At 66.5% G+C, this 12,042-nt stretch carries 15 protein-coding genes, 1 tRNA gene and 1 other RNA gene; 12 read left to right on the forward strand and 5 right to left on the reverse strand.

The window, feature by feature from the left end:
• Positions 1–636: 636 nt before the first annotated feature.
• Together XCSCFBP4642_RS0107700 and gloB are read right to left on the reverse strand one after the other, a co-directional pair.
• The gene (locus XCSCFBP4642_RS0107700) at positions 637–1,824 is read right to left on the reverse strand and encodes a lytic transglycosylase domain-containing protein (protein ID WP_029219280.1); all 1,188 of its coding nucleotides are present in this window, start codon (positions 1,822–1,824) and stop codon (positions 637–639) included.
• On the reverse strand, positions 1,821–2,588 hold the full coding sequence (gene gloB / locus XCSCFBP4642_RS0107705) for a hydroxyacylglutathione hydrolase (RefSeq protein ID WP_029219281.1): 768 nt from the start codon (positions 2,586–2,588) through the stop codon (positions 1,821–1,823). The genes XCSCFBP4642_RS0107700 and gloB overlap by 4 nt, the downstream gene beginning before the upstream one ends.
• A 12-nt stretch (positions 2,589–2,600) precedes the next feature.
• Between gloB and XCSCFBP4642_RS0107710 the strand changes: the two genes are divergently transcribed.
• From XCSCFBP4642_RS0107710 to dnaQ, 3 genes are read left to right on the forward strand one after another with little or no spacing between them, the layout of a single operon-like run.
• Positions 2,601–3,257, forward strand: a complete 657-nt coding sequence (locus XCSCFBP4642_RS0107710) for a hypothetical protein (protein WP_029219282.1) — start codon at positions 2,601–2,603, stop codon at positions 3,255–3,257.
• A 30-nt stretch (positions 3,258–3,287) separates the two neighbouring features.
• Positions 3,288–3,740 (forward strand): ribonuclease HI, encoded by a 453-nt coding sequence (gene rnhA / locus XCSCFBP4642_RS0107715; RefSeq protein WP_029219283.1) that lies wholly within the window; start codon positions 3,288–3,290, stop codon positions 3,738–3,740.
• A gap of 9 nt (positions 3,741–3,749) precedes the next feature.
• On the forward strand, positions 3,750–4,484 hold the full coding sequence (dnaQ, locus tag XCSCFBP4642_RS0107720; RefSeq protein WP_029219284.1) for a DNA polymerase III subunit epsilon: 735 nt from the start codon (positions 3,750–3,752) through the stop codon (positions 4,482–4,484).
• Between the two features lie 131 nt (positions 4,485–4,615).
• On the opposite strand, the gene XCSCFBP4642_RS0107725 is transcribed toward dnaQ, so the two are convergent.
• The gene (locus XCSCFBP4642_RS0107725; RefSeq protein WP_029219285.1) at positions 4,616–5,320 is read right to left on the reverse strand and encodes a PP2C family protein-serine/threonine phosphatase; all 705 of its coding nucleotides are present in this window, start codon (positions 5,318–5,320) and stop codon (positions 4,616–4,618) included.
• A gap of 196 nt (positions 5,321–5,516) precedes the next feature.
• Here XCSCFBP4642_RS0107725 and XCSCFBP4642_RS0107730 point away from each other — a divergent pair.
• A tRNA-Ser gene (locus tag XCSCFBP4642_RS0107730) sits at positions 5,517–5,607 on the forward strand.
• A 259-nt stretch (positions 5,608–5,866) separates the two neighbouring features.
• Positions 5,867–6,271, forward strand: a complete 405-nt coding sequence (locus XCSCFBP4642_RS0107735; protein WP_029219286.1) for a DUF6165 family protein — start codon at positions 5,867–5,869, stop codon at positions 6,269–6,271.
• A gap of 202 nt (positions 6,272–6,473) precedes the next feature.
• Here the strand turns inward: XCSCFBP4642_RS0107735 and XCSCFBP4642_RS0107740 are convergent, their stop codons facing one another.
• The gene (locus XCSCFBP4642_RS0107740; protein ID WP_029219287.1) at positions 6,474–7,523 is read right to left on the reverse strand and encodes a glycosyltransferase family 9 protein; all 1,050 of its coding nucleotides are present in this window, start codon (positions 7,521–7,523) and stop codon (positions 6,474–6,476) included.
• A gap of 20 nt (positions 7,524–7,543) precedes the next feature.
• On the opposite strand from XCSCFBP4642_RS0107740, the gene XCSCFBP4642_RS0107745 reads away from it, so the two are divergent.
• From XCSCFBP4642_RS0107745 to XCSCFBP4642_RS0107775, 7 genes are read left to right on the forward strand one after another with little or no spacing between them, the layout of a single operon-like run.
• Entirely contained in the window at positions 7,544–8,293 is a 750-nt protein-coding gene (locus tag XCSCFBP4642_RS0107745; protein ID WP_029219288.1) for a 3-deoxy-D-manno-octulosonic acid kinase, read from the forward strand.
• A complete protein-coding gene (locus tag XCSCFBP4642_RS0107750; protein ID WP_029219289.1) occupies positions 8,293–9,042 on the forward strand; it encodes an MBL fold metallo-hydrolase in 750 nt (249 codons plus the stop codon). Before XCSCFBP4642_RS0107745 ends, XCSCFBP4642_RS0107750 begins: the two co-directional genes overlap by 1 nt.
• Complete coding sequence (gene moaA, locus XCSCFBP4642_RS0107755; protein WP_029219290.1) at positions 9,042–10,073, forward strand: GTP 3',8-cyclase MoaA; 1,032 nt, start codon at positions 9,042–9,044, stop codon at positions 10,071–10,073. The genes XCSCFBP4642_RS0107750 and moaA overlap by 1 nt, the downstream gene beginning before the upstream one ends.
• Complete coding sequence (locus XCSCFBP4642_RS26635) at positions 10,070–10,450, forward strand: nuclear transport factor 2 family protein (RefSeq protein WP_033898143.1); 381 nt, start codon at positions 10,070–10,072, stop codon at positions 10,448–10,450. The genes moaA and XCSCFBP4642_RS26635 overlap by 4 nt, the downstream gene beginning before the upstream one ends.
• A 24-nt stretch (positions 10,451–10,474) precedes the next feature.
• A complete protein-coding gene (gene moaC, locus XCSCFBP4642_RS0107765; protein WP_029219292.1) occupies positions 10,475–10,972 on the forward strand; it encodes a cyclic pyranopterin monophosphate synthase MoaC in 498 nt (165 codons plus the stop codon).
• The gene (locus XCSCFBP4642_RS0107770; RefSeq protein WP_029219293.1) at positions 10,969–11,214 is read left to right on the forward strand and encodes a MoaD/ThiS family protein; all 246 of its coding nucleotides are present in this window, start codon (positions 10,969–10,971) and stop codon (positions 11,212–11,214) included. Before moaC ends, XCSCFBP4642_RS0107770 begins: the two co-directional genes overlap by 4 nt.
• On the forward strand, positions 11,211–11,654 hold the full coding sequence (locus XCSCFBP4642_RS0107775) for a molybdenum cofactor biosynthesis protein MoaE (RefSeq protein WP_029219294.1): 444 nt from the start codon (positions 11,211–11,213) through the stop codon (positions 11,652–11,654). Before XCSCFBP4642_RS0107770 ends, XCSCFBP4642_RS0107775 begins: the two co-directional genes overlap by 4 nt.
• A gap of 178 nt (positions 11,655–11,832) precedes the next feature.
• Here XCSCFBP4642_RS0107775 and ffs read toward each other — a convergent pair.
• Positions 11,833–11,929: signal recognition particle sRNA small type (ffs, locus tag XCSCFBP4642_RS26640), an RNA gene on the reverse strand.
• Positions 11,930–12,042 lie beyond the last annotated feature (113 nt).

Here is a 12,042-nt window from a genome sequence, read left to right on the forward strand (position 1 = left end):
GGCGCGGTTCGCTAACGTTGTCTGGCTGTCTGGCTGTCTGGCTGGCTAATTTGGCCAGGGCTCAATGTGCAGCGCTTGTCGGTGTTCCAGCGGGCGGTGAGGGCATCGCCGTCGGCCTTGTCGCGGTAACTCTGCCGGCGCGGCCATCGCGCTCGACCTGCAGACCAGCAGGGGTTGCTCGGGGGTGCCCGCCCAGGCACGTTGAGCGGAGGCTTGCCCCGCCGCGACGGCAGGGCCGACGCATTGCCTGGGTGGCTGTTCGAGCGAGGGCGCTCGCGATTACGCCGGGGATGGGGCTGGGCGTTCCCGCGTCAACGGCGACGTGCGGGGAGGGTCAAGCTCGTGGTAGGGGTGTGAGTCACCAGGATGGTCGGGAATCAGTACGTGGAGGGTTCGCGAGTGCATCCCGGAACAGCACTGCAGCGAAGATCCTGCAGAGTTCAGAAGCTCAAGCGGGAGCCGCTGTCTTCACGCCCGGTGCGCGCTGTCAGACGTGAACCGATGTCGTTGTGCGAGTGCGTCATTGCATGCTTGATGGAGCGCATGCGCCGCCGGTATCAGTGGAGCAACTGGGCTTTACCGACATTCGCGACCAGCGTCCGCACTCAAGTCCCCATCGGTAACGAAGGGGCCATGTCAGGGCGTATCGTTGAACGACAGCACCATGCCCGGCTTGAGGACGGCGCGCTTGTCCAGGCCATTGCTGGCGAGCAGAGTGGCGACAGTGATGCCGTAGCGGCGTGCGATGGCCCAGGCCGATTCGCCATTGCGGACGGTGTGGGTCCTGGCAGGCACATTGGAGGATTTGGCAGTCGCGATACTGGCCACTGTTGCTGCCGTTGCGCTGGTGTCGGCGTCCGTATCGGTCGTCGGGGACGCGGTGGCGACAACTGCACCGCCGGACCCAGGCTGCGCCGGTGCAATGGGCGCAAGCACGTGCACACCCTTGGGCGCGGCACGTGCGCTTGCCACGGCGGGATTGAGGCGGGCCAGCAGCTGCGGTTCGATCGCGCGTTGCCCGGCCCAGGCGTTGAGGCTGGTGCCGGCAGGCAGCGCGTGTTCGGTCAGGACCGGAACCTGGCGGTCCAGGGACGTCAACAGATTGCCCTGCTGCTGCGCATGATCGAGGACGCAGGCCAGCGCGTGCAGTTTTTCGACGTACTCGTAGGTGACCTTGGACATGCCCGGCAATTCAGATGGACGCGCGTTCTGGGCGTTCATCCCGGCGCTGCGCATCGCCTGCAACACCCGGTACTCGCCGGCGTTGTAGGCCATCAGTGCCAGGCGCCAGTCGCCGCCGAACATGCCGTACAGCGTCTTGAGGTAGCGCACCGCTGCCGTGGTGGAATCCACCGCCGACAGGCGGCCGTCGTATTGCGCGCCGACCGGAACATGGTGGTTGCGGGCCGTGGTGGCGATGAATTGCCAGAGTCCGGCCGGGCCGCTGCCGTTGCGCGCGCCGGGGCGGTAGCCACTCTCGACGAACGGGATCAGCGCAAATTCTGTGGGCATGTCGGCGGCACGCAACTCGTCCACGACATAGCCGAACAACGGCAAGACATCCTGTGCGTCGTCGGCCAAGCGCGCGGGCGCACGCGAGAAATGCTGTTCCCAACGGGTGTCGCTATGTTCGCTGTCGCAGCCGGGATCGGCGCGGCCTTCCAGAAACGACGAAAAGATCTCGCGCCCGTTCCGCATGCTGGGCGCGCTGGTCGAGATAGGGGAACTCTCGGCCGATGTCGGGCGACCGGCATCGGTGGACGCTGCAGCCGCCGGCGCGGTGGCCGCACAGGCGGCCAGCACTGCCAAAACAAGGCGCCTCATGCGCGAAATTCGTCTTTCCAGCGCCGAAGTTCAGCGAAAACGTCTACTTCGGAGAAAGCTGCGCCGGCTGCGCGTGGTGCTACCGCGGAGCGGATTTCAAAACTGCTGGTACGTAAGAACGGATTGGTGGCCAGTTCACTCTTGAGCGAAATCGGCAGGGTAGGACGGGCTGCTTGACGCATGGCCTGGGCTTCCTGTTGACGGCGCTGCAAGGCAGCGTTGGTGGGATCGACGTGCAGCGCAAAGGCCGCGTTGGCCAGGGTGTATTCATGGCCACAACACACAAGCGTTTCGCCGGGCAATCGGGCCAGGCGCTGCAACGAGTCGAACATCTGCGGAGCGGTACCTTCGAACATGCGTCCACAGCCTAGGCTGAACAGGGTATCACCACTGAACAGGTGGCTGTCGGTCACGAAGGCGATATGGCTACGGGTGTGGCCGGGAACCTCCAGCACCTCGAATGCAGTTCCGAGCAGACGCAAGCGCTCGCCCTGGCCCACCTGGCGGGCGGTTGCAGGGATGCGCTCGTCGGCGGGCCCGAAAAACTCCAACTGCGGCCAACGCGCCTGCAGCGCCGCAACGCCACCGATATGGTCGGCATGGTGGTGGGTCAATAGGACAGCGCTCGGGACCCATCCGCCGCCTTCTGCGGCGGCAATCACCGGCTCGGCCTGCCCTGGATCGACCACGATGGCACGGCCATCGGCGGAGACCAATGCCCAGATGTAGTTGTCGTCGAATGCGGGCAGGGCGATCAGTCGCATAGAATTGGGACCATGCCTGCCACGCCATTCTCCCGTCAAGCTGGTGTCTCAACCTGGTTTGATACGGGGGCGGGGCGCAGCCTGCTGCAACTGGAGCGCCGACTGGCGTTAGAGGCGCTGCAGGCGCGTCCATCTCAACCCTGGCTGTGGGTCACGCCCAGCGGCGATATGCCGCCGCGCGAGCGCTTGCAGGGCCGTGGCCTGCGCCTGTTTCGCAATGCCGGACGTTTTGCCGGCGATGCCCGCTGTGCGATGCCGTTTCCGCTACCGACCGAGAGCCTGCAGGCCATCGTGGTGCAGCATGCCGTGGTTGGCGGGGCGGCGGATTTTCTGGCTGAGTGCGAGCGCCTGTTGATGCCGGGTGGCCGGCTGTGGCTGTTCACGCTCAACCCGTTGAGCCCTTACCGCGTCCATTGGGCGCGTCGCGGCCCGGTGGCGCTACGCCCGGATCGCTGGCGTGTGCTCGCGCAGCGCGCCGGCCTGCAGACCGTGGAGACGGAGCGCTATCTTGGGCCGATCTGGCGTGTCGGGCGTGGCTCGTCCGATCCCGGTCGCGCGCCCTGGCGCGCGGTGTATCTGCTCGAAGTGGAAAAGCGCGCCTGCGCACCGATCGCGCCGACCCCGATTGCGCTGCCTTCGCGCTGGCCGCAGCCGGTGGCCACGATTTGACCCCTAGTTACGTTGCAACCCTGGAAACTGATGAAATCCATTGAAGTGCATACCGACGGCTCCTGCCTCGGCAATCCCGGTCCGGGCGGTTGGGCGGCGCTGCTGCGCTACAACGGTCGCGAGAAGGAACTGGCCGGTGGCGAAGCGGTGTCCACCAACAACCGCATGGAGCTGATGGCCGCGATCATGGCGCTGGAAACGCTGACCGAGCCGTGCCAGATCGTTCTGCATACCGACTCGCAATACGTGCGACAGGGCATCACCGAGTGGATGTCCGGCTGGGTGCGGCGTGGATGGAAGACTGCGGGCGGTGATCCGGTCAAAAACCGCGAACTGTGGGAGCGACTGCATGCGGCCACGCAGCGGCACAGCATCGATTGGCGCTGGGTCAAAGGCCACAATGGCGACCCGGACAACGAACGCGTCGACGTGCTCGCCCGCAATCAGGCCATTGCCCAGCGCAGTGGCAGCGCAACCGCGTAAGAGGATTCAATGCGTCAGATCATTCTCGATACAGAAACCACCGGCCTGGAATGGCGCAAGGGCAATCGCGTCGTGGAAATCGGTGCGGTGGAGCTGCTGGAGCGGCGCCCGAGCGGCAACAATTTCCATCGCTACCTGAAACCCGATTGCGACTTCGAACCCGGCGCGCAGGAAGTGACCGGGTTGACCCTGGAATTTTTGGCCGACAAGCCGCTGTTTGCCGATGTGGTGGAGGAATTTCTCGCCTATATCGACGGCGCGGAGCTGATCATCCACAACGCTGCATTCGACCTGGGCTTCCTCGACAACGAACTGGCGCTGCTGGGCGACGGCTACGGCCGCATCATCGACCGCGCCACCGTGGTCGACACCTTGATGATGGCGCGCGAGCGTTATCCGGGGCAGCGCAATTCGCTGGATGCCTTGTGCAAGCGGCTGGGCGTGGACAATTCGCACCGTCAGTTGCACGGCGCCTTGCTCGATGCGCAGATCCTGGCCGATGTGTACATCGCGTTGACCTCCGGGCAGGAAGAGATCGGCTTCGCCAGCGCCGATGCCGGCCAGCATGCCAGCGATGGCGGCAATGCGATCACCTTCGACCCGGCGTTGCTGTTGCCGCGCCCGCGCGTGGCGGTGACTGCCTCCGAGGCGCAGGCGCATGAGGCGCGTCTGGCGCAGCTGCGCAAGAAGGCCGGGCGTGCGCTATGGGATCGGCCGGTCGAAGAGGTTGCGGCCGCCGGCTAGGCGACGATAAGCAATAGGCGAGTGGCGGGGGATGTCGTCGGGCGTAGCTCGCCCAGCCGCTCTCCATGCACCTCGCGCGGATCAAGCTGCAACGCGGCTGTCGACGTGCTCGGGCAGCGCGAAGCGCGCCTTTAGTAGCTGCGCACCAGGATGGCGGTGATGTTGTCCGAGCCGCCGCCATCCAGCGCTGCGGCAACCAGGCATTCCACGCACTCCTGCGCGCTGCAATCGGCCTGCGACAGCGTTGCCGCGATCGCGGCATCGTCCACTTCCTCGGTCAGCCCGTCGCTGCACAGCAACAGTTGCATGCCGGATTTGAGTTCGCCCTGCATGGTGGCGACGTTGAGATGCGCCGGGTCGGTCACGCCCAGCGCCTGGGTCACCACGTTGCGATGCGGATGCGCACGCGCCTGCTCGCTGGTGAGCGTGCCCTGGGCGATGAGTTCCTGCACATAACTGTGGTCCTGGCTCAGCTGGGCCAGGCGTCCGTCGCGCCAGAGATACGCGCGGCTGTCGCCGACCCAGGCCACTTCGAAGCGCTGGCCCAGCACGCGTGCGGCGACCACGGTGGTGCCCATCGGCAAGGTGTCGTTGCAGCGGCGCGAGGTCTTGATGATTTCCTCGTCGGCAATGCGGATGGCCTGTGCCAGCAGGGTGCCGGCGCGCACTTCGCGCACGATGGTTTCGCGTGCCAGTGCGCTGGCGACCTCGCCGCAGGCGTGCCCCCCCATGCCATCGGCCACCAGCCACAACCCCAGTTCGCTGTCGCCGTAGTAGGTGTCCTCGTTGAGGTCACGGCGCAGGCCAACATGGGTAAGGTGTCCGAATTCGAGCATGGGGCCGGGTCGCCAGGGAGAAGGTGCGCCACCATCATCGCGGCCCGACCGGCCAGCAGCAACACGCGGCCGGCGAACGGCGCAGTGCCTGTTCACGCCCGGCCGGTGAAGGGGCCACCTGGCACCGGCCCGGGCCGCTTGTGGCCGGGGCCGTGTGCCCGTATGATGCACGGCCCCAGGACACTGGGGACCATCTGGAGAGGTGGCAGAGCGGTTGAATGTACCTGACTCGAAATCAGGCAGGCGTTTATAGCGCCTCGGGGGTTCGAATCCCCCCCTCTCCGCCAAATTGAGGTGAGCAGGTGTGCCAGTGCCGCGTGAGTTTCGCCGGCGGCATTGGGGGGATGAGACGCCCCGGGTTCGACAGGCAGCGCAGCTGCCTGCACGGCGAAGCCGCCCGCAGGGCGAAGGCACGTAGTGCCGAGTGAATCACCCCCCTCTCCGCCAGATTCGCATCAGCCCCCGCAAGGGGGCTTTTGTTTATGTGTGGCCATCGCTGCCTGCGGCGATGACTACAATCCGCTCGATTCCCGTTGGAGGCCTGTCATGTCCGAGATCCTGGTGCCCGTGTCCTTTGGTGAACTGCTCGACAAGATCGCGATCCTGCAGATCAAGTCCGAGCGCATGCGCGATGTGGCCAAGCTGGCCAATGTGCGCAATGAGCTGTCTGCGCTGGAAACCAGCTGGATGGCGCACCCGGCCGCCGGCCACGACATCGTGCGTCTGCGTGCCGAACTGAAGGCCGTCAACGAGCGGCTGTGGGTGATCGAGGACGACATCCGGCTCAAGGAGCAGGCGCAGGCCTTCGACGACAGCTTCGTGCAGCTCGCGCGCAGCGTATATATCGAAAACGACGAGCGTGCGCGGATCAAGAAGCAGATCAACCTGGCGCTGGGCTCGTCGTACGTGGAAGAGAAGTCCTACCAGGACTATCGCGCCAGCAAGGCCTGAGGGCCTGGTCCGGCTGATCGCGCCGCCGTGGGTTGGCGCGATCGATCCACGCAGAGGGGGATTGCAACATGGCGCGGCGCATGCCTGCGGCTGTGCCTCAGGGCCGATTGCCAGCGTTCGCGCGTGGTGCCGGTGCGCAAAGCGGCAGAACGCAGGCATTGCCTGGCCTGCAGCCTTGGCGCCTACAGGCGCGCATTGCCTTCTAGCCGGGATGATCGGCGCGGTAGCGTTCGAAGGCGGTAATCGCGTCCTCGACGGTGATCAGCGCCATCACGTCATCGAACTCGATCTTGGTGCCCCAGCGCAGCTGGTCGGCCGGCGTGTGCAGGTACTTGCGCGCAGCCGCGTCGTAGCGGTCCACGCAATAGCGCACATCCGAATACGGCCCGCTGCGCCGCGGATTGCTGGCCGCATGCAGTCCCAGCACCTTGGTGCCCATCGCATTGGCGATGTGCATCGGCCCCGAATCCGGCGTGACCACCAGATCCGCGCGGGCGAGCAGGGCGGGCAGCTGCTTGAGCGTGTCCTTGCCGACCAGGTCCAGCACCGGCGTGCGCGCGTCGGCGATGATGGCATCGGCGGTACTGCGCTCCAGATCGCTGCGGCCGCCGCACAGGACGACGCGCCAGCCCTGCGCGGCCGCATGGTCGGCCAGGGCGGCATGCCGGTCCGGGTACCAGTTGCGCCGTGCGTGGCTGGAGCAGGGCGAGATCATCAGCACCGGGCGACCATCGTCCTGCCACTGCGCCTGCGCCCAGGCATGTGCGTCCTCGGGCACCGGCAGATCCCAGCACACCTGATTCTGGCGCAGGCCCAGCGGCTCGGCGAAGCTGCCGATGGCGTCGAGTACGTGGATGCCGGGGCGGTCGGCGATGCGTTCGTTGACGAACAGGCCGTGCAGGTCCCTGGAGCGGCTGCGGTCGTAGCCGATGCGCCGGCGCGCCGGCACGAAGGCCGAGAGCACGTTCGCGCGCAACGCCACCTGCATCTGCAGCAGGGCATCGAAGCGACCCAGCGGCGCCAGCTGCTGGCGCAACGCGCGCATGCCGGCCACGCCGCTGCGTTTGTCGTAAGCGTGGAAATGCACGCCGGGCAGGCCGTCGAGCAACTTCAGCCCGGCCTTGTCGATGATCCAGTGCAGCGCTGTCTGCGGGAAGCCCGCCTGCAGCGTGCGCACCAGCGGCACCACGTGGGTGACGTCGCCCAGGGCGGACAGACGCAGCAGACACAGCGATGCAGGCGTTACAGCCATGGTGTTGTTAGACTCGATAGATGGTTTCTTTCGACGCCACCGAAGCGCTGACGCCGTACCGCGAGGGCCGCGGCTATGGTGCCATTCTGTTCGACCGCGAACGGCTGCGGCAAGCTGAGGCCGGGTTGTTTTCGCCGCAGCGCTGGGGCGACAGGGCGCGGCCGGTCGACGAGGGCGGCCGCGGCGGGGCGTGGTTCGTGGATGCGCCGTTCGGTCGCAGCGTCCTGCGGCAATACCTGCGTGGCGGCATAGCGGCGCGCGTGAGCCGCGATCAATACCTGTGGAAAGGCGCAGGACGCACGCGCAGTTTTGCCGAGTTCCGGTTGATGCGCGAGCTGATCAAGCGCAACCTGCCGGTACCGCGACCGCTGGCCGCCTGCTATCTGCGCGAAGGCCTGGGCTATCGCGCGGCGCTGTTGATGGAGCGGCTGGAAAACGTGCGCTCGCTGGCCGATCACGCGCAGGTGGCGGGGCGCGGTGCGCCGTGGGAGGCCACCGGACAGCTGATCGCGCGCTTCCATCGCGCCGGGCTGGATCACGCCGATCTCAATGCCCACAACATCCTGTTCGATGCCGGCGGACATGGCTGGTTGATCGATTTCGACCGAGGCGTGCTGCGCATCCCGGCCACGCGCTGGCGCGAGCGCAACCTCAAGCGACTGCATCGTTCGCTGCTGAAGCTGCGCGGTGACCGCAGCCGCGAGGATGTCGACAAGGACTACGAGCGCCTGCATCGCGCCTACGAACTGGCCTGGGGCCGGGGTTACTGATGCAATGGGCGTTGCGCATGCAGGGGGTCGGCAATGCGTCGGCGGTGGCGCTCGGTTCGCCGATGGCCACGCTCGAGCGTGCCGGCGCGCCATGGCTGACCATCGATTGCGGCAGCGAGGGGCTGACTGCCTATCAGGCGCACTACGGCCGGCTGCCGCAGGCGATCTTCATCACCCATGTGCATCTGGACCATGTCGGTGGGCTGGAGCGGGTGTTCGTCGACAGTTATTTCTCCGAGCGCCGCGGGCGCACGCGCCTGTACGTGCCGGCGCCAGTCGTGCCGCTGCTGCAGCGGCGCATTGCCGATTACCCGAACGTGCTGGCCGAGGGCGGGGCGAACTTCTGGGATGCATTCCAGCTGGTGCCGGTCGGCGATGCGTTCTGGCACGACGGCGTGCGGTTGGAAGTGTTCCCGGTGCGCCACCATTGGCCGGAGACGGCCTACGGCTTGCGTCTGAAGGGGGCGCTGGTCTGGACCGGCGATACCCGGCCCATTCCGGAAATGCTGAAGCGTTATGCGGACGATGGCGAGCTCATCGCGCATGACTGCGGCCTTCACGGTAACCCGTCGCATACTGGCGTGGAGGATTTGGAGCGGGAATACCCGCAGGACCTGTTGAGCCGCATGCTGCTGTACCACTACGCCAGCGACGCCGACGGCGATGTGCTGCGTGCACGTGGTCATTGCGTGGCCGTGCCTGGGCAATATCTGGCGCTGGCGGACCCGACCGCCGCCAGGGTGCGCTGATGGGCGCCCTGACGCTGCCTACTCTGGCTGGTGCCCCCATGCAGGACCGCTACGGCCGCCCGCTGCGCGACTTGCGCCTGTCGGTGATCGAGGCCTGCAACTTCCGTTGCGGCTACTGCATGCCGGCCGACCGTGTGCCCGACGATTACGGCCTCGATGCGCAGCAGCGACTGAGTTTCGATCAGCTGGAGACGCTGGTGCGCTCCTTCGTGGCCGTGGGTGTCACCAAGCTGCGCCTGACCGGCGGCGAGCCGCTGCTGCGGCGCGACCTGCCTGGCCTGATTGCGCGTCTGGCGGTGATCGATGGCATCGAAGACCTGGCGCTGACCACCAACGGCGCCCTGCTTGCGCGGCAGGCCCAGGCGCTGCGTGATGCCGGTCTGCGCCGGATCACGGTGAGCATGGACGCGCTGGACCCTGCGTTGTTCAAGCGCATGAGCGGTGGGCGCGGTGAGATCGCACAGGTACTGGGCGGCATTGCCGCGGCCGAACGGGCCGGGTTCGAGCGGCTGAAGATCAATTGCGTGGTGCAGCGCGGCGTCAACGAAGACCAGGTGTTGCCGCTGGTAGAGCACTTCCGGGGCAGCGGGCATGTGCTGCGTTTCATTGAATTCATGGACGTGGGTAGCTGCAACGGCTGGACGCCGGACGCGGTGGTGAGCTCGGCGCAGCTGCATGCGCGCATCCACGCGCGCTGGCCGTTGCGGGCGCTGGATGCCAACTACATCGGCGAGGTCGCGCAGCGTCACGCGTATGCAGACGGTGCCGGCGAGGTGGGGTTTGTCAGTTCGGTCAGCGTGCCGTTCTGCGGCGATTGCCAGCGTGCACGCGTGTCGGCCGATGGACATCTGTACACCTGCCTGTTCGCCAGCCAGGGCCATGACCTCAAGCCGGCCCTGGCCGACGGCGAGCAGGGGCTGGCGACGCATCTGCGGCAGCGCTGGAGTCTGCGCGGCGACCGCTACAGCGAAGTGCGCGCATCGGCGCCGCGTCGCGGCAAGCCGGTCGAGATGTTCCTGATCGGCGGATGAGCGAGGACGCGCTGGTAGCTCAGCTTCGTACTTTAGTGCTGCGTCTGCTCGATCCGCAGCTGCGTGCCGATGTGCAGGCGTTTCAAGCGCTGCTCGATCCGGCGTTTGTCGAGTTCGCCGCGTCGGGCCGTCGGTACACGCGCAGCGAGGTGATCGCGGCCTTGCGCGCCCCCGGTGTTGCTGCCGAGCACCACGCCGATGGCTTTGAGTGCGTGCGGCTTGCATCGGATCTTGCGCAGTTGCGCTACCGGTCGGTGGATCGCCGTCAGGGCGTCGAGCGGCAGGCCTTGCACAGCTCGTTGTGGCGCAGGAATGCTGATGGATGGCAGTTGCTGTTCCATCAAGGCACCCCGTTCACCGAGAATGCCGCATCCTGATTGCCTGTCTTCGCGTCGCTTCCCATGCTTGCAAAATCCCGTTCCGCACGCCTGACCCACCTCGACGATGCCGGGCTTCCCACCATGGTGGATGTCTCGGACAAGGTGGTCACCGCCCGTAGCGCCACCGCGGAAAGTCGCGTGCGCTTTCCGGCCGCCATCGCCGTACAGCTGCGCACCAACGGCTTGCGCAGCGCCAAGGGCGGCATCGTGGAAACCGCAGTGATTGCCGGCACCATGGCGGTCAAGCGTACGCACGAGCTGATTCCGTTCTGCCATCCGCTACCGATCGATGCGTGTCGTTTCGAGATCGACTGGGCCGGCGAGCAGGTGCTGGACATCCGTTGCACGGTGCGTTGCGTGCATCGTACCGGCGTGGAAATGGAGGCGCTTACCGGTGCCAGCGTGGCCGCGTTGACGGTCTATGACATGTGCAAGGCGTTATCGCACAGCATGATCATCGGCCCGACCAAGCTGGTATCCAAGCGTGGCGGGAAGCGCGATATCGGAGCGGCGCGATGACTGCGACGGTGACGGTGCTGTATTTCGCCAGCCTGCGCGAGGCGTCGGGCATGGCCGACGAGCGCGTGCAGTCAGATGCGCAGAGCTTGCGTGGGCTGTACGCCGAGCTCGATGCGCGGCACGGCCTGCGCTGGACACCCGCGCAATTGCGGGTGGCCGTGGATGGCGCGTTCGCGCGCTGGGAGGATGCGCTGCGCGACGGCAGCGAAGTGGTGTTCATTCCGCCGGTGTCGGGAGGTTGAGCATGAGCGATCAGACGGCCGCAGTGTTTGCGTTGTCCGATGTCCCGTTGCCGCTCGATCATCTGCGCGGCGGGATGGAACATCCGCATGCCGGTGCCTTTGCCAGCTTCGAGGGCTGGGTGCGCAATCACAATGATGGTCGCACTGTGGCCGGGCTGCGCTACGAGGCGTACGCCGCACTGGCGCAGGCCGAAGGCCAGCGTGTGCTGGACGAGGCGATGCACCGGTTTTCCATCGTGCACGCACACTGCGTGCACCGCGTGGGCGAGCTGCGCATCGGCGACATGGCGGTGTGGGTCGGCGTGAGTGCGGCGCACCGCGGCGCAGCCTTCGATGCATGCCGTTTCATCATCGACGAGGTCAAGGCGCGCGTGCCGATCTGGAAGCACGAGCATTACCTCGAAGGCGATGCGGGTTGGCTGCATCCCGAGTCGCGATGAGGTCGATGCGCGGGTGTTGCACCTTTGTGTGCGCAGGCCTCAGCAGGCCAGAGCGCAGGCAACGTGGGCGGGTTTGAACTGCTGCCGGTTGCCCGATCCCCGGTTCTATCTACGACGACAGCGCACACGTCGCCACAGCGCATGTGGTTTGCGGAGCAGCCGGGGGATTGGGGTGGTGTCCCCGCCGGTTGACCTCGGCGCCCGCATCAATCGATACCGTTGCTGCCTTCCGGCCCTGGCGGGATTTTCGATCTAGCGTCGCGAGGGACCGACGGGGCCACCATAAGACGTGGGCCAGTGGCATGGCCCGGATCTGCTGCGACCGAGTCGTCGCGCACATCATGAATCTGGCGGAGAGAGGGACTGCTTGGGCAATGCCCAACAGGAC

Origin of the sequence: Xanthomonas cassavae CFBP 4642 (assembly GCF_000454545.1) — a bacterium.
Classification (GTDB): Bacteria; Pseudomonadota; Gammaproteobacteria; order Xanthomonadales; family Xanthomonadaceae; genus Xanthomonas; species Xanthomonas cassavae.